A 14,611-nucleotide genomic window follows, 5' to 3' on the forward strand; every position below is an offset into this window, starting at 1 on the left:
AGGCAGACGGGCGGCGCCAGGGCGCGGGATTCCACCCGCCGCGGCGCGGCGTCGTGATAGCGGCGGGGATCGGTCGCGAGGGCGACGGCGTGGGTCATGAGGATCGTCCGGCGTGGGGGGGCGCCTCCACACGCGCGATCGACGCGCGAGCGGGGGTCGGGTGGTCTCTCGGCGGGCAGTCGCTTGCGGGGATTCTGTTGGGCGCAGTCTCTCGGAGGGACGTGCGCCTCAGGCGACCTCCCGCTGTGGCAGCCGGGCGTCGTCCAGGCGCGCCGCGAGGTCGGTGCGGGCGAAGGCATCGCGCAGGAAGGCGGCGGTGGCGGGCGCCGGGTGAAGCGGCGGCGCATCCGGATCGGGAGTCTCGCCGTGGAGGACCTCGGCGACGAGACGGTGCAGGCTCGCGCGATCGTCGACGTCGTACCAGGTCGGCAGGATCTCGACCGGCAGCCCGATCTCGGCGGCGCGTGCGAGGGTCTGGGCGGCGACGCGCTCCGTCGACCAGTCGATCGCCTCGAACAGCCGCCGGTGGGGCGCCTTGAGGCCGAGCACCCAGTAGCCGCCATCCTCCGCCGGGCCCAGGACCGCCCGGTCGCCGGGACGCGCCAGCCGGGCCGCCAGATCCACGAGCAGGCCGGTCGGCAGCGTCGGGCTGTCCGCGTTCAGCACGCAGGCCGCCTCGTGGCCCCGGTCGAACAGGGCGCGGACCGCGTGGAACAGGCATTCGCCGAAGCCTGGACGCCAGGTCTCGATGAGACCGACATCGTGCGGCAGCGCGTCGAGGAAGAAATCCTCGGTCCCGGGAGGGCCGTAGGCCATGTAGCTGGCCACCGGCGCGCCGGCCGCGCGGGCGGCCGCGAGGTTGGCGGCCACGTCCTTCAGGAACGCCGTGTTGAGGCCGGCTGCCTCCTCGTAGGTCAGCGGCGGCACCAGGCGCGTCTTGGTCCGCCCGGGGGCGGAGGCCTTCGCCATCACCGCAATGCCGCAAAACCTTCGTCGCGCAACCATCGATTCCGCGCTCCCGTTGCGGCCCCTGTGGCCCGCTCGCTCCGCGACGGTCCGGGGCACACGCCCGCACCGTCATGCTGGCCGTCAGCCTAGCGACCACGGCCGCGCTTCGCTTTCGAGATCCTGTTGCAGTTGCGAGATGCTCACGTCCGGGGCGCTGTTCCGGGGCGCAATCGCTGCTTCGTGAACGCGGGACCGGGGCCTGGAGACGGTATTCCGTAGGGAAGCGTCACAAGAACCGCTTGCTTGCGAATAGAGGAGAATGCTTCTTGCGTTCTAATGCATCCGCGACGAGAGATGAGGGCGCCGCGTATGTCACGGGCGATCCACGTTCCCTATCTGAACCCCGCGGTCGCGCAGAGGTGGCGGGCCTGGGAGCGGTTCGCGCTCGGGCGAACGGGCGCGACGGTGATCGAGGCCGAGATGAGCGCCTGGAGCGGGCGCGTTCCGGGCTCGCTCGAGACGGTCGTCCACGTCCTGGCGCCGAGCCATCAGCCCGTCGACGCCTCGCGCGATATCGGTGACGGATGCCGGGCCACGCTCGCCCGGTCGGGAGACGTCTGCGTGACGCCGGCCCGCCGGCCGGGGGACTGGATCTGGCGCGGGAGCATCCACGACGTCAACCTCGTGATCCCCGACCGGCTCCTGGCCCGGGCGGCGGACGATGCCGGCCTCGCCGACCTGCCCGACCTGATGCCGCTCGCCCGGGGACCGCGGCAGGACCGCCTCGTCGAGGGCCTGGTTCTCCATCTGGCCGCGATCGGCCGCGGAACGGTCGAGGTCTCGACGGCGGAGATCGACCACGCCGTCGCGCTCGTCACGCTCTGGCTCCTGCGCCAGGCCGCCCCCCGGGAGGCCGCGCCGCGGGGCGGCTTGCGGCCGGGCGCGCTCGTCCGCGTGCGCGACTATGTCGAGGCGAATCTCGAGCGGGATTTGTCGGTGGGAGAACTCGCCGACCTCGTCGGCCTGTCGGTCCCCTACTTCTCCCACGCCTTCCGGGCCTCGACCGGGGAGGCGCCCTATCAGTATATCCTGCGCCGCCGCTGCCTGCGCGCCCAGGCGCGTCTGCTCGGCCGCGAGACCGTCAGCGAAGTGGCCCTGGCGCTGGGCTTTGCCAGCCAATCCCACTTCACGACCGCCTTCCGCAAGGTCACCGGCATGACGCCCGCCGCCTGGCGCCGCGGACGGACCGGGTGATCCGACGCGGAAAGACCGGTTCACCGCTGCGGTGCGGGTCCCGTCGCCACGCGCAGGAAGGTCGCGACGATGCGGCTCCCCGCCCGCAGGGTGCCGCCGAGGGAGCCCGCGACCTTCGACGCGCCGCCCGCCCGGCACCGGTAGGGAAGCGGGATCTCGGCGATGCGCAGGCCCGCGCGCGCGGCCTGCATCTGCATCTCGATGTTCCAGCCATAGGTCATCTCGCGCAGGGCCAGGCGGGCGAGCGCCGTCCGGTCGATCGCCCGGAAGGCGCACATGTCCGTGTAGGCCACGCCGGTGAGCGCGCCGATGCCGAGGCCCGCCAGGCGTCCGGCCAGCACCTGGTGCCACAGCATCGATCCCGGCTCGCGCTCGCCCCGGGTGCGGGAGGCCAGCACGAGATCCTTCTCGCCCGCCAGCACCGGACCCGCCACCGCTTCGATGAGATCGGCCCGGTCGGCCCCGTCGCCGTCGAGGAAGACGATCACCCGGCTGCCGGGCCGCGCCGCCGCGGCGCCGGCCGCGCAGGCCCGCCCGTAGCCGCGTCCCGCCTCGATCACGCGGGCACCGGCCGCGGCCGCGACCTCCCGGGTGGCGTCGCGGCTGCCGCCATCCGCCACGATGAGGTCGTTCGCAAAAGCCCGCGGGATCTCGGCGAGGACGGCGCCGATGGTCTCGGCCTCGTTCAGGGTCGGGATGACGACGCTCACCGGCGCGACCGCGGCATCGGGGTTTGTCATGCGGCCTTCCTCCGTCGCGCGAGGGCGCGCACAGCCAGGATCGCGGCCGGCCCGAACACCAGGCCCGGCCAGACGAAGCGCTCGTTGAAGGGATCGACGTAGAACAGGACGGGAGCCGCCGACAGCCAGATCACGGCCGGGCTCGGCGCGACGCAGGCCGGCAGTGCCAGCCACGCATAGTACCAGGCGTAATGCGGGTTGGCGGCCGCCGTGGCGAGCGCGGCGAGCAGCCCCACGTCGCGGCACAGCACGACCGTGTCCGGCACGCCCTCCGGCGCCCTCCGGGTCGCGACCCGGAGCGACAGGGCCGCGAAGGCCGCGGCGACGGCCAGCATGTAGATCCGGGCCGAGGCCCCGGGGAGCGTGACGAGATGGGAGAGCCCGGCGAGCAGCCAGAAGCCCTGGCCGGTATCGAACCCTTCCTCCGTCCCGTAGGTCGGGAGGAAGCCGAGCACGCCCGTGCCGGCCGAGAGATAGGGCGCGTAGAGCGCGGCGATGACCGCAAGGCCCGCGATCGCCGGGCGCCACAGCCGCCCGCCCCGCACGAAGGCCGGGGCCACCACCACCGGCAGGAATTTCACCAGCACCGCCCCGGCGAGGATCGCCCCGGCCAGCCCGTCGCGGTGCCGTGCACGGGCGAGGAGGGCCAGCGCGAGCAGCCCGACCGCCAGCGCGTCCACGTGGCCGTCGAGGGCGAAGGACCACAGCACCAGGGGGTTCCAGGCGTAGATCAGGATCCGCGCCCGCGGCAGCCCGGCCTGGGCCAGGAGCCGCAGCAGGCAGAGCACCGCGACGGCCTCGCACAGGAGCATCGCGGCCTTCATGCCGGTCACGCTCGCGCTGATGCGGCCCACCAGGGCAAAGAAGACCTGTGCCGCCGGCGGGTAGATCGTGCGGGCATAGTCGGCCCGGTTGATGTGCGGAAATACGGCGGGATCGCGCAGGGGCGCCAGCGCCGGATCGGCCGGGACGTGGAGGTAGGGGTTGATGCCCGCCGCCTGCACCTGCCCGTCCCAGACATAGCGGTAGATGTCGCTCGACAGGAACGGCGGCTGAAGCAGCAGGACGAGACGCAAGCCGACCGCCAGCATGAGGACGGGCCCGAGCGCCGCGGGGGGCGGGTCGCGCCGCAGCACGACGCGGACGGCGACGAGGTAGACCCCGACCGAGACCGCCACCACCCCGACGAAGAGGTTCGCCCGCAGGGGCGAGCCCACCGTGTCGGCGCCCGGCACGTGCAGCGCGAGGGCGCCGAGGGTCAGCGCCGCGAGGCCGGCGCCGAGCAGGACGAGGGTCGGCAGAGGTCGCGGAGACGTCACGGCATGCCCCCTGACGGCGGCGCTCCTGCGGCCGCGCCGGTCGACGCTCCACCCATGCCCGTGCCCCCGGCGCGATTCCGCAGGGTGATCTGCCCGATGCGGCGGTGCCTGTCCATCGCCCGGACCGGCGCCATGGTCACCCCGCCCCTCGCGCGGGGCCGGCCGGCGCCGCTCACCGGCCCAGACTCGCCCCGCCATCGACGAACAGCGTCTGCCCGGTGATAAAGCCGGCGGCCTGCGACGCGAGGAACGCGATGGCGGCGGCGACCTCGTCCTGCCGGCCCAGGCGCCCCATCGGGATCTGCGCCAGATACCGCGCTTCCCCGTCGCTCCCGACGGGATTGTTGGCCCGGAACAGCGCGGTCTCGGTCGGGCCGGGGGCCACCGCATTCGCCGTGATGCCGGACCGCGCCTGCTCGACCGCGATGGTCCGGGTCAGGCTCTCCAGCGCCGCCTTCGCGGCGGCGTAGCTGGTGCGGAACGGCCATCCCCGGGTCACGAGGCTCGTGACCGTCACGATCCGGCCGTATCCTGCGGCCTGCATGGCCGGCAGCAGGGCCTGCGCGAGTTGCAGGGTCGGACGGAGGTTGATGTCGAGCAGGGCCGCGAAGCCGGCCGGGTCGACGGTGCCGAAACTCTCGGCGCGGGCGACGCCGGCATTGCTGACGAGGCCCAGAACGTCGCCGCGCGCGGCGAGCCGCGCGGCGATCGCCTGCGTGGCGGCCGCGTCGCTCAGGTCGGCGGTGACGAAGTCACCCGGGAAGTCGTCCGGCCTGGTGCGTGCGAGCCCGATCACCGCCCAGCCATCGGCCGCCAACCGACGGGCCGTCGCCAGACCGATACCCTTCGACGCTCCCGTCACGAGGATCGCGCGGCTCATGGGGACACTCTCGTTCCGATGGTTGAATCATGGATGGGCGGTGGTTGCGGCGATCCGCCCTCGGTCAGCGGGGCTGCGCCGGCACGGCGTCGCGGGCGGCGCGGAGCGCCTCCGCCGGCTCCAGGCGATGGCGGTAATCCGGGTCGACATGGGCGAGGACGATCCGCCCGTTCGGGGCGATCACGAACGTCGCTGGGATCGGCAGGTGCCAATCGTCGGTGCCGTTCACCGTCGGCAGAGCATGCCCCAATCGGGCGTAGACCGCGCGCAAGGCATCCGTCAGCGCGAAGACGATCCCGAACGCCTCGGCCGTCCGGGAGCCCACGTCCGAGAGGACCTCGAACCCGAGATCGTTCGTCTCCACCGTCGACAGGGAGGCGTCCGGCGTCTGCGGCGAGATCGCGACGAGCGACGCGCCTGCCGCCCGGATCTCGGGCAGAAGCGCCTGGTAGGCGCGAAGCTCCAGGTTGCAATAGGGGCACCAGCCGCCGCGATAGAAGGTCACGATCACCGGACCCCGCTCCCGCAGGACGGCGAGGTCGATGGTGGCCCCTTGCGCATTGGGCAGGCGCATGTCCGGGGCACGATCTCCCGCCTTGAGCGCGCGATGCGCCAGGCCGGCGGCGACCTGCTCGTCGATGCCTGCGGCGATCAGGGCGGCGACGTCGGCCGGAATGCGGGTCCGGGACGCGGCCAGGAAGGCGTCGAGGTCTGCTTGAAGGGTCATGGGCCGCTCCCACGGCGATGACGGGTGAACCGGCGCCGCGGCACCGGTCCGACGAAGGGCGATCAGGACGCCTGACCGCGGTTGCCGGGGGCGACCCAGGCGGTCTCGGCCATGAAGGGGTCGAGGGGCGTGTGGGTGAGATGGTTGGCGTAATTCGAGATCGTCTTGGCGGCGGCGATCAGGACGACCTCGAGCACCTGCGCCCGGGTGAAGCCTGCCTCCAGAAACGCCTCGACGGCGGCATCGCCCACGAAGCCGCGCTCGCGCACCACGCCTTCCGCGAAACGGCGGAGCGTCTCCAGGCGCAGGTCGGCGATCTCCCGCTCGTCGCGCAACGCCACGATCACGTCCGGCGAGAGGCCGGACCTCCGGGCGAGCACGGTGTGGCCGGAGGTGCAATACTCGCATTCGTGGAAGACGTTGATGGCGAGATAGACGACCTGCTGCTCGGCCGGCGTGAAGCTCGATTGACCGACCAGGCCGATGAGGGCGTCGTAGGCTTTGAGGGTCACCGGGCTCTCGGCGAGCATGCGGTGCAGGTTAGGGATGAAGGTCCAGGATGCCTGGATCCGCAGAAGCACGTCGCGTGCCTCCTGCGGGGCGGTCTCGGGGGTGTGGAGCGTGAAGGCGGTCATCGGAGGAGTGTCCGGTCCGGGGCGCGGGCGGGAGGCCCGGCGCGCTGGACCGGAGAATGGCGATCGCGCCTGCGACCGATAACGTCCGGCTTTCGCCTGACACTTATACGTGGCAGGTATGAATGATGGACCTGCTGGCGGCCTTTCGCACCTTCGTCCGCGTCGTCGAGACCGGCAGCTTCAGCGCCGTCGCCGCGGACCTGAACACCACCCAACCGACGATCAGCCGGCAGGTCGCCGCGCTTGAGGCGCATCTCGGGGCGCGGCTCCTGACGCGCACGACGCGCCGTCTCGTGCTGACGGAGGATGGGCAAGTCCTGTACGAGCACGCGCAACGCGCGATCGAGGCCGCCGACGAGGCGCAGGACGCAGTCGGCCTCCGCAAGCGGAAGCCCACGGGTCTGTTGCGGCTCGCGACGCCGGTGGTGTTCGGGCGGCTTCACGTCCTGCCCCGCCTGCCAGCCTTCCTGATGCGCTACCCCGATGTCGGCATCGATCTCGTCATGAACGACAGCATCACCGACCTCGTGGAGGAGGGCATCGACCTCGCGGTCCGGATCGGGGACCTGACGGATCCGGGTCTGGTCGCCAAGCGGCTCGGCACGACGCGACGCATCACGGTGGCGAGCCCCGGCTACCTCGCGCAACGCGGGGAGCCCCGGCACCCCGACGACCTGACCCGGCACGATTGCGTCGTCTACACGCGCCTTGCGACGGGGCCGCGCTGGACCTTCCTGGGCGCAGAGGGCGTGTTGACCGTCGAGGTCACGGGGCGCTTTCGCGTGAACAACTCAGAAGGCGTGCGGGACGCGGTTCTGCGCGGCCTCGGCGTGGGCGTCGTGCCGAACTGGCTGTTCGTAGACGAGATCGAACGCGGTGCCGTGCGGGTCATTCTGACGGCGTTCGAGCCGAGACCTCTGCCGATCTCGGCCGTTTATCCCTCGCGGCGCTTCCTGGCGATGAAGGTGCGCGCCATGATCGACTTCCTCGAGGACGAGTTTCGTCTTGATCCAAAACTGATGCCAATCGCCCAAGATGCCGACGCATCGGGCCATTGATCGTCGCGACTTGTCGATCCCAGGCCAGACGTTGGGCGGCCATGCGAGAACGGACCAATGGGCGTTTGCAACGACCATTGGTCTCTGACACAACCCGATCGATTGCGACAGGCGATCCTGTCGGATCGCATTCGCAATGCGGATTTCGGCTTCGTTCAAGCGCCGCGCGGGCTTGTGATACCGACGGCCGAAGATGCTGACGCATCGATTCGATCTCGGGCAGGCCCGGGATCGACGCGGCCGTTGCTCCATCTCGAATTGTCGATGCCAAGCCCAGATGTCCGGGATTTTGGGCTTGGCGACAATTCGCGAACGGCACCAACGGTCGTTTCCAACGACCGTTGGTATGATACGAAATCCGGACGTGATCTTCCGGATTTCGTAATCACTCCTTCGCCGGTTCGTCCCGGCCCGGGACCTGGGTGATGCCGCCGATCACCCGCACCGGGCGGTTGCCCTCGGGCGGGGTCTTCCAGCCGCCAGCCTTGGCCTCCGCCGGCTTGGCCTCTGCCTGCTTCACCTCGGCCGGCTTGACCTCCGCAGGCTTGACCTCCGCAGGCTTGGATGCCGCCTCGGCCGGCTTGGCGGGAGCGGGGTCCGGCTTGGCGGCGGGCGCGGCCTGGGGGGCCGGTGCCAGAGGCGGGACGAGGGCCGAGGGCGTCTCGGTCTTCTCGGCCGGCTTCGGACGGGCGGCAATCTTGCGGGGGGGTTCCGTCGTCCCCTCGGGGGCGGTCTCGCGGCGCGGCGCGGCGCCGCTGCGGGCCGCCGGGCTGTCGGGATTGAGGCCCATCGGGTTCGCCCCGGTGGCGCGCGGCGCGGGCGCCTCGGCGGGCGGGACCTCCGACGGAAGGCTCTGCTGCGGCAGCGGGCGGGCGGCGACGCGGCGCTCGTCCGGCCGGCGGATCACGGGCGGCAGCGGCTCGCCGCGGGAGAGCGGCACGGGGGCGTAGGTTTCGCGGTCGCGCCAACCATTGTCACGCAGGGAACGCTCGCGGAACGCATCGTCGCGCGGCCAGGGCGGGCGGGCCTCGGCTTCGGTCCAGCCATAGCCCGGGCGGCGGCCGCCCGGCACCGAGCCGGGGGGAATCAGCGGGGCCTCCACGCGCTCGCGGTCGAGGATGCGGCCGGTGCGGGCATCCACGACCAGTTGCACACGGTTGCCCCACGGGCTGTCGGCCTGGACCCGATAGGTCTCGCCGTCGAAGCGCGGAGCGGTCATGCCGGTGAAGCCGGCCCGGCCGAGGCGGAAGATCACGGCCCGCGGCGGCAGGATCGCATCGTCCTCGTCCCCGATGACGACGCCGTAGCCCTGCGCCCACGCGGGCCCGGTCAGCGCCGCTCCCGTCAGCAACGCGGCGGCGAGCGCGGCCAGCAGGGCCGCGCCCGCCACGGACCGCGTACCCGTCTTCGACGGCAGTGCAGTCATCGTCCCGCATTCCCTTGGTTCCGGGATCGTGCCGGGCCGTCGACGCCCCGCATTCCCCTCGTGCTCGGACGAGACCTGTTAACCGTGCGAATGAGGCGGGATTACGGGAGCGCGGCCGTGGCCGGCCATCATCGTTCGGGCAGGGGCGGTGGGGCGAGCCGGACCCCAGGCTGCGACCGGCAATCGCGTCGATCGCATGAACCGCACATTAAGCGTTGTGGGGGATCGTGGCGATGGTGCAGCAGGCGGCCTTGCAGCCGTCCGAGCCTCGCGGGATGCTGCCTCTGCGCGTTGACAGGACTAGGCGGGCACCTTGAAGTTGCATTCCCAACCCGAGCCGGGACCGGGCGTCCGGCCGATCCAGATGCGGGTCTGCGGTCGCTACCTGCTGCCGGGTGGGGCCGAGCATGTCTGCGAGACCCGCAGCCTGTCCCTGGCGACGATCGAGGTGCTGGCGCCGCAGAGCGGCTTTCTGGGCGATCCCGTCACGCTCTATCTCGACGATGTCGGGCCCGTGACCGGGGTGATCCAGGCGGTTGCGCCGGGGGGGTTCACCCTCGCGGTGGAGGTCGGGCCCGAGCGCCGCGCCCGTTTCGCCGCCCGCCTCGACTGGCTTGCCGGCCAGGCGAACGGCAAGACCGACCAGCGCAGCGATCCCCGCATCGTGCCGAACATCCGCAGCGTCGAGGTGCGCCACGCCGACGGCCGGGTCGTGCCGGGGACGGTGATCGACCTGTCGATGAGCGGCGTGGCCATCGAGGCGACGGATCTGCCGTCGGTGGGCGAGCTGGTCACGGTCGGCAAGCGTCGCGCCACCGTGGTGCGCCACCTCCAGAACGGATTCGCCGTCACCTTCCGGCTGCCGTTCCGCCCCGAAACCTTCGGCCGTCACGTCACGCTGTGAAACACGGAGTGGCGTGACCCACGTCGGGCTCGGCCGGACTGCCGAACCTTCGGTCCCATGCTGCCGCAGCGCACGGAAATTTAATCCCGCCGTGGCAAAATAACGCGCGTGGTCCTTGATCGTGGCCTGCGACGTGGAGGGTGGGATGCGCGGCAATTACCGGGGCGGTGGGATCGAGCGTCTCGACGGCGCCGTGAGCCGGGCCGAGGGGGGGGGAGACATCCGCATCATCGTGTCGGCGCCACCGGTCGACGACACGCGCGAGCGGGCACTCTCCTATGTGCCGTGGCCGATCAAGCTGGTCATGAAGCTCGTTCTGCCGGTCGGTGTGCTCCTCGGCATCGTCGTGCTGCCAAACTACCTCGATTGCCGTCACCAGCACGATGTCGGCATGTTCTTCCATGGCATGACCGTCGCGGCGTGCACGCGCCAATCCGTCTACGGTCAGATCGGCGCGACGCAGAAGCGGTTCGAGGAGATCGCTCGCGCCATCGCGGTGCATTGAGACCGTCCAGTCGGGCGGCGCGACGGAGGACGAGGCGGGGAACTCTGTCAGGTCATGCTCTGACAGACAAGAGAGGCCGGGCCCGGACCGCCTTGCGCGGCGGAGCCTGTCTCGCCGGGAGGGATTGCCTTAGTTAAGGCCCGTCCCCTCCGGAACGAGGATGAGCCCCCGAATGTTCCCCGACGTGAAGCTTCACATCGCCGGCGAGTGGCGCAGCGGCGCCACCGGCCAGACGATGCCGATCCTCAACCCGGCCACCGGCGAGACCCTGAGCCAGCTCGCCGTCGCGACCCGCCAGGATCTCGACCAGGCCCTCGACGCGGCCGAGCGCGGCTTCAAAGCCTGGCGCAAGGTCTCGGCCTTCGAGCGCAGCAAGGTGCTGCGCAAGGCCGCCAACCTGATGCGGGAGCGCGCCGACGAGATCGCCCGGATCATGACCCTCGAACAGGGCAAGCCGGTGGCGGAAGCCAAGATGGAGGTGCTCGGCGGCGCCGACACCATGGACTGGTTCGCGGAAGAGGGCCGGCGCGCCTATGGCCGGGTGATCCCGGCCCGGGCCGAGGGCGTGATGCAGCTCGTGATCCGCGAGCCGGTGGGGCCGGTCGCGGCCTTCACGCCCTGGAACTTCCCGATCAACCAGGCGGTGCGCAAGGTCTCGGCGGCGCTCTGCACCGGCTGCTCGGTGATCCTGAAGGGTCCCGAGGACACTCCGGCGAGCTGCACTGCCCTGATCCAGGCCCTGCTGGACGCCGGCGTGCCGGGCGACGTGCTCGGCCTCGTCTACGGTGACCCGGCGGAGATCTCGTCGTATCTCATCCCCCATCCGGTGATCCGCAAGATCACCTTCACGGGCTCGACGGCGATCGGCAAGGAACTGGCGGCGCTCGCCGGCAAGCACATGAAGCGTGCCACGATGGAACTCGGCGGCCACGCCCCGGCGATCGTCTTCCGCGATGCCGACGTGCAGAAGGCGGTGCAGGTCCTCGGCGCCAACAAGTACCGCAATGCCGGCCAGGTCTGCGTCGCGCCGACCCGCTTCCTCGTCCACGAGTCGGTGTTCGATGCCTTCGTCGACGGGTTCGTGGGCTTCTCCCGCGACCTCACGGTCGGCAACGGCCTGGAGGCGGGGGTGAAGATGGGTCCGCTCGCCCATGGCCGCCGCATCGAGGCGATGGAAGCCTTCGTGGCCGATGCCGAGCAGAAGGGCGCCCAGTTGCGCACCGGCGGCAAGCGCATCGGCAACCAGGGCAACTTCTTCGAGCCCACCGTCTTCACCGATGTGCCGCTCGACGCCCGCATCATGAACGAGGAACCCTTCGGGCCGATCGCGGCGATCCGGCGCTTCTCGGACGACGAGGAGGCGTTCACGGAGGCCAACCGCCTGCCCTACGGGCTGGCCGCCTACGCCTATACCCGCTCGGCCGAGACGGCGACCAAGCTCGCCACCCGGGTCGAGAGCGGCATGATGTCGATCAACCATCACGGCATCGCCCTGCCGGAGACGCCGTTCGGCGGCGTGAAGGATTCGGGCTACGGCAGCGAGGGCGGCTCCGAGGCGATCGAAGCCTACCTCAACACCAAGTTCGTCACCCAGGCCGGCTTCTGAGCGGGGAGGGGGGGACGGTTCGGGGCCGTCCCCTCTTCCGCCGGCGAAATAGGGGTTGCCAAGCCAGGGCGAACCCCTTAGATCCCACCTCCACCGGCGGGGCGCACCGCTCCCCCCGGTCAGGCGCCCGTAGCTCAGCTGGATAGAGCACCAGACTACGAATCTGGGGGTCAGAGGTTCGAATCCTTTCGGGCGCGCCATTCCACATGTCAGACGTCACGGTGCGAGCGGAACATGTCCGCATCCACCGCATCATGGTCGAAGGCTGTCTTTCGATCGGGCGCCCGTAGCTCAGCTGGATAGAGCACCAGACTACGAATCTGGGGGTCAGAGGTTCGAATCCTTTCGGGCGCGCCATAGCTTTCGTGATCTGAGTAGTTTAGTCAGCGCAGGCATGTGGTTTCGAGGTATGCGGCGCTGCTAGTCGCGGATATGTCGCAAAGCGCCGAGTTGCGCGTCATTCACGCCTGACCGGCGGTGTCCCCCGCCCCGCCTCTTGATCTGGCGCTCACGCCTCTCCAGCGTTTCTCGGATCGCCGCCAAAGCGCGGACGGGTCCGACCCAGTGGTTTGCCGAATTCGTGGCCACCTTCGGCCTCCTCGTCACGATTGCGACCGTCGTGCGCTTCCGCGCCGAGGCGATCCCGTTCGTGGTCGGGCTCTACCGCGCAAAGCCAACCAGCCGACCTTTCGGGCCGAGGTCGAGAGCCTGTTTGCCGAGACCTCCCCTGACCGCCTCGACATCGTGACCGAGCATGACACGGGCCATGGTCGCATCGAACAACGCACCGTCAGCGTGGCCAACTTGGCCCGCGATGCCCCCGACCCGCCGCAGGCCGAACGCTCACCGCTCAAGCGCAAGCCCAAACCACGCCGCACGCCAAAGCCCACCAGCCTCAAGCTACGCCGCAAAATCGCTGGATGGAACGAACTCCGCCTCCCTCACCGACGCCCTCCCAGCCAAACCGCGTGAACCTCGATTCGGAGCCATGGGCCGGGCATGAGGCCGTGACCCGGCGTCTCCTGTCGGCAGTGCGGCTCCCGTGACCGGACCCGTAGGCCGATACGATGTCGTTCGTGGCGGAGGACAATGATAGTGCGATGTAGGAATTTCGATTGAGCTTGATGTCATGGGTGTTGATTATTTTTATTCATGTTTGAACGTTGTCGTAATATTATTTAGATAGAACACAGAATATAATTCCGAAGACGATAGTGATGCCGAAAAATCCAATTCCATATGAAATATCATAAATACTAGAGAATATATATCGTCTTATTATTTAACATCGAATCATGACATTTGGTGATAGAGGCTAAAGCGGTCGCGATCAGCGTCGAGAGAAACGACCACGCACCGTGGTCGGCAGCTTCCGTGCAAGACATGATCCTGTTAAGGGCTTCGGCCGGCGCATCGCGCCCGGGGCTTTCAGAGATGCCTGATGACGGATCGAGGCAAGCGCGGCGTGGGTGGAATCCGCGTCGAGGTGACGCCGCATGCAGAGGGGTCCGCCTGTTGGGCGCGAAGGGATGGCCGGTGGCACGCCACGCGCATAGGGAGTGTGCCGGTGGCCACTGTTTCGGGCCGATGCCCGATCGTCCTCGTTGCCGATTCGGTATTGATGGCCCGGTGTATCGATCGTGTCACAGATGTCCATAGTCATTGGGCACCCGGCTGATTGAGGGGTGTCGGCTGTCACTTGTCGTGAATCACCTCGAATGGCTTCGGTTGCCCGTAAGGAGAAATAAAATGTCGACGTTGCGCGTGAATTTTGCTGGAGTTTCATTTAGCATCGACAGCGCCGATGGGATGGACGCGGTCGCACAGCAACTGGCGGTCGGATCCTACGAGGCACCGCTTCCGTTCTTGATGATGGCGACACTGCTCCGTGTAGAGGGGGCATTTATCGATGTCGGTGCAAATACGGGAATTTATTCGGTCATGGCTTCTGTTGTCGCCTCGAGCAAGGATGTCATCGCGTTCGAGCCGCTGCCGCCCGTGCTGAATATCCTTCGAAAAAATCTTGCTATCAATCACTTGCAGGACAAGGTTCAGGTTCATGAGGTTGCGCTGAGCGACAAGAACGGGGTCGCGTCCCTCCATATACCCAATCCCTCCCACGGCCTGGTTGAAACCAGCGCGTCATTGGAAAGTGACTTCCAGCAAGCCCATTCGATCATCGAAGTGCCGGTCAAGCGGTTCGATGATATGAACGTGTCGAATTTCATTGGTGTCATTAAGGCCGACATCGAGGGGCACGAATACGCCTTCTTGAACGGTGCGCGCGAGACGATCATGCGGGATCGTCCGATCATCTTTGCTGAGGTTGTCGGACCGGCGAAGCGTGGACCCATGAACGCACTTTTGCAGAACGTCGGGTACATGGATTTCAGGCTGCGCCCCGACATGGCCATTCATGATGGTGAGGTTCTGTTCGACAACGCCGCATGGAATCATGCACTGATTCCGGTTGAGCGGCTCGCCAAGTTCAAGGAAATCTGCGACTCGTGCGGACTTCCGATGTTTCGCAGCTTCCAGCTTTCGTAACAGGTGCGCGGTGCCGCTCCCCTCGATGGAGTGCAGGAACGGCACGTCGCTGTCGGTGACGA

13 protein-coding genes and 2 tRNA genes are annotated in these 14,611 nt (G+C 69.1%); 8 read left to right on the forward strand and 7 right to left on the reverse strand.

What is annotated here, in order from left to right; all coding sequences use genetic code 11:
• Positions 1-228 precede the first annotated feature (228 nt).
• Positions 229-969: a TIGR04282 family arsenosugar biosynthesis glycosyltransferase gene (locus VP06_RS30155; protein WP_053082095.1), complete on the reverse strand. Its 741-nt coding sequence runs from the start codon at positions 967-969 to the stop codon at positions 229-231.
• 348 nt (positions 970-1,317) lie between these two features.
• Between VP06_RS30155 and VP06_RS33950 the strand changes: the two genes are divergently transcribed.
• The gene (locus VP06_RS33950; RefSeq protein WP_053082096.1) at positions 1,318-2,202 is read left to right on the forward strand and encodes a helix-turn-helix domain-containing protein; all 885 of its coding nucleotides are present in this window, start codon (positions 1,318-1,320) and stop codon (positions 2,200-2,202) included.
• Between the two features lie 20 nt (positions 2,203-2,222).
• Here VP06_RS33950 and VP06_RS30165 read toward each other — a convergent pair whose 3' ends face one another.
• The 5 genes from VP06_RS30165 to VP06_RS30185 form a co-directional block, all read right to left on the reverse strand.
• Positions 2,223-2,942 carry a glycosyltransferase family 2 protein gene (locus tag VP06_RS30165; protein ID WP_245291373.1) on the reverse strand — a complete coding sequence of 240 codons (720 nt, stop codon included), beginning with the start codon at positions 2,940-2,942 and terminating at the stop codon, positions 2,223-2,225.
• Positions 2,939-4,261, reverse strand: coding sequence for an MptA/MptB family glycosyltransferase (locus tag VP06_RS30170; RefSeq protein ID WP_048467510.1), 1,323 nt, complete (start codon positions 4,259-4,261; stop codon positions 2,939-2,941). Before VP06_RS30170 ends, VP06_RS30165 begins: the two co-directional genes overlap by 4 nt.
• A 172-nt stretch (positions 4,262-4,433) precedes the next feature.
• A complete protein-coding gene (locus VP06_RS30175) occupies positions 4,434-5,141 on the reverse strand; it encodes an SDR family oxidoreductase (protein ID WP_048467511.1) in 708 nt (235 codons plus the stop codon).
• Between the two features lie 64 nt (positions 5,142-5,205).
• Positions 5,206-5,868, reverse strand: coding sequence for a peroxiredoxin-like family protein (locus VP06_RS30180; RefSeq protein ID WP_048467512.1), 663 nt, complete (start codon positions 5,866-5,868; stop codon positions 5,206-5,208).
• A 62-nt stretch (positions 5,869-5,930) separates the two neighbouring features.
• The gene (locus tag VP06_RS30185) at positions 5,931-6,503 is read right to left on the reverse strand and encodes a carboxymuconolactone decarboxylase family protein (protein ID WP_048467513.1); all 573 of its coding nucleotides are present in this window, start codon (positions 6,501-6,503) and stop codon (positions 5,931-5,933) included.
• Between the two features lie 122 nt (positions 6,504-6,625).
• On the opposite strand from VP06_RS30185, the gene VP06_RS30190 reads away from it, so the two are divergent.
• On the forward strand, positions 6,626-7,561 hold the full coding sequence (locus VP06_RS30190; RefSeq protein ID WP_245291374.1) for a LysR substrate-binding domain-containing protein: 936 nt from the start codon (positions 6,626-6,628) through the stop codon (positions 7,559-7,561).
• A gap of 385 nt (positions 7,562-7,946) precedes the next feature.
• Here VP06_RS30190 and VP06_RS30195 read toward each other — a convergent pair whose 3' ends face one another.
• Entirely contained in the window at positions 7,947-8,987 is a 1,041-nt protein-coding gene (locus VP06_RS30195; RefSeq protein WP_048467514.1) for a hypothetical protein, read from the reverse strand.
• Between the two features lie 313 nt (positions 8,988-9,300).
• Here VP06_RS30195 and VP06_RS30200 point away from each other — a divergent pair, with 313 nt between their 5' ends.
• The 6 genes from VP06_RS30200 (at position 9,301) to VP06_RS30225 (ending at position 14,549) form a co-directional block, all read left to right on the forward strand.
• Positions 9,301-9,891 carry a PilZ domain-containing protein gene (locus tag VP06_RS30200; protein ID WP_245291375.1) on the forward strand — a complete coding sequence of 197 codons (591 nt, stop codon included), beginning with the start codon at positions 9,301-9,303 and terminating at the stop codon, positions 9,889-9,891.
• A gap of 145 nt (positions 9,892-10,036) precedes the next feature.
• The gene (locus tag VP06_RS30205; RefSeq protein ID WP_048467515.1) at positions 10,037-10,396 is read left to right on the forward strand and encodes a hypothetical protein; all 360 of its coding nucleotides are present in this window, start codon (positions 10,037-10,039) and stop codon (positions 10,394-10,396) included.
• Positions 10,397-10,568: 172 nt separating this feature from the next.
• On the forward strand, positions 10,569-12,002 hold the full coding sequence (locus VP06_RS30210; protein WP_048467516.1) for an NAD-dependent succinate-semialdehyde dehydrogenase: 1,434 nt from the start codon (positions 10,569-10,571) through the stop codon (positions 12,000-12,002).
• 123 nt (positions 12,003-12,125) lie between these two features.
• Positions 12,126-12,202: transfer RNA gene (locus VP06_RS30215), tRNA-Arg, on the forward strand.
• A gap of 80 nt (positions 12,203-12,282) precedes the next feature.
• Positions 12,283-12,359, forward strand: a tRNA-Arg gene (locus VP06_RS30220).
• Between the two features lie 1,392 nt (positions 12,360-13,751).
• Positions 13,752-14,549 (forward strand): FkbM family methyltransferase, encoded by a 798-nt coding sequence (locus tag VP06_RS30225; protein ID WP_048467517.1) that lies wholly within the window; start codon positions 13,752-13,754, stop codon positions 14,547-14,549.
• The last annotated feature ends 62 nt before the right edge of the window (positions 14,550-14,611 follow it).

Origin of the sequence: Methylobacterium aquaticum (assembly GCF_001043915.1) — a bacterium.
In the GTDB taxonomy this organism is placed as follows: Bacteria; Pseudomonadota; Alphaproteobacteria; order Rhizobiales; family Beijerinckiaceae; genus Methylobacterium; species Methylobacterium aquaticum.

Excerpts from the sequence above, each read along its gene's own strand:
- VP06_RS30155 (WP_053082095.1), bottom strand. The coding sequence starts at position 969 with ATGGCGAAGGCCTCCGCCCCCGGGCGGACCAAGACGCGCCTGGTGCCG.
- VP06_RS33950 (WP_053082096.1), top strand. The coding sequence starts at position 1,318 with ATGTCACGGGCGATCCACGTTCCCTATCTGAACCCCGCGGTCGCGCAG.
- VP06_RS30165 (WP_245291373.1), bottom strand. The coding sequence starts at position 2,942 with ATGACAAACCCCGATGCCGCGGTCGCGCCGGTGAGCGTCGTCATCCCG.
- VP06_RS30175 (WP_048467511.1), bottom strand. The coding sequence starts at position 5,141 with ATGAGCCGCGCGATCCTCGTGACGGGAGCGTCGAAGGGTATCGGTCTG.
- VP06_RS30180 (WP_048467512.1), bottom strand. The coding sequence starts at position 5,868 with ATGACCCTTCAAGCAGACCTCGACGCCTTCCTGGCCGCGTCCCGGACC.
- VP06_RS30185 (WP_048467513.1), bottom strand. The coding sequence starts at position 6,503 with ATGACCGCCTTCACGCTCCACACCCCCGAGACCGCCCCGCAGGAGGCA.
- VP06_RS30190 (WP_245291374.1), top strand. The coding sequence starts at position 6,626 with ATGATGGACCTGCTGGCGGCCTTTCGCACCTTCGTCCGCGTCGTCGAG.
- VP06_RS30195 (WP_048467514.1), bottom strand. The coding sequence starts at position 8,987 with ATGACTGCACTGCCGTCGAAGACGGGTACGCGGTCCGTGGCGGGCGCG.
- VP06_RS30205 (WP_048467515.1), top strand. The coding sequence starts at position 10,037 with ATGCGCGGCAATTACCGGGGCGGTGGGATCGAGCGTCTCGACGGCGCC.
- VP06_RS30210 (WP_048467516.1), top strand. The coding sequence starts at position 10,569 with ATGTTCCCCGACGTGAAGCTTCACATCGCCGGCGAGTGGCGCAGCGGC.
- VP06_RS30225 (WP_048467517.1), top strand. The coding sequence starts at position 13,752 with ATGTCGACGTTGCGCGTGAATTTTGCTGGAGTTTCATTTAGCATCGAC.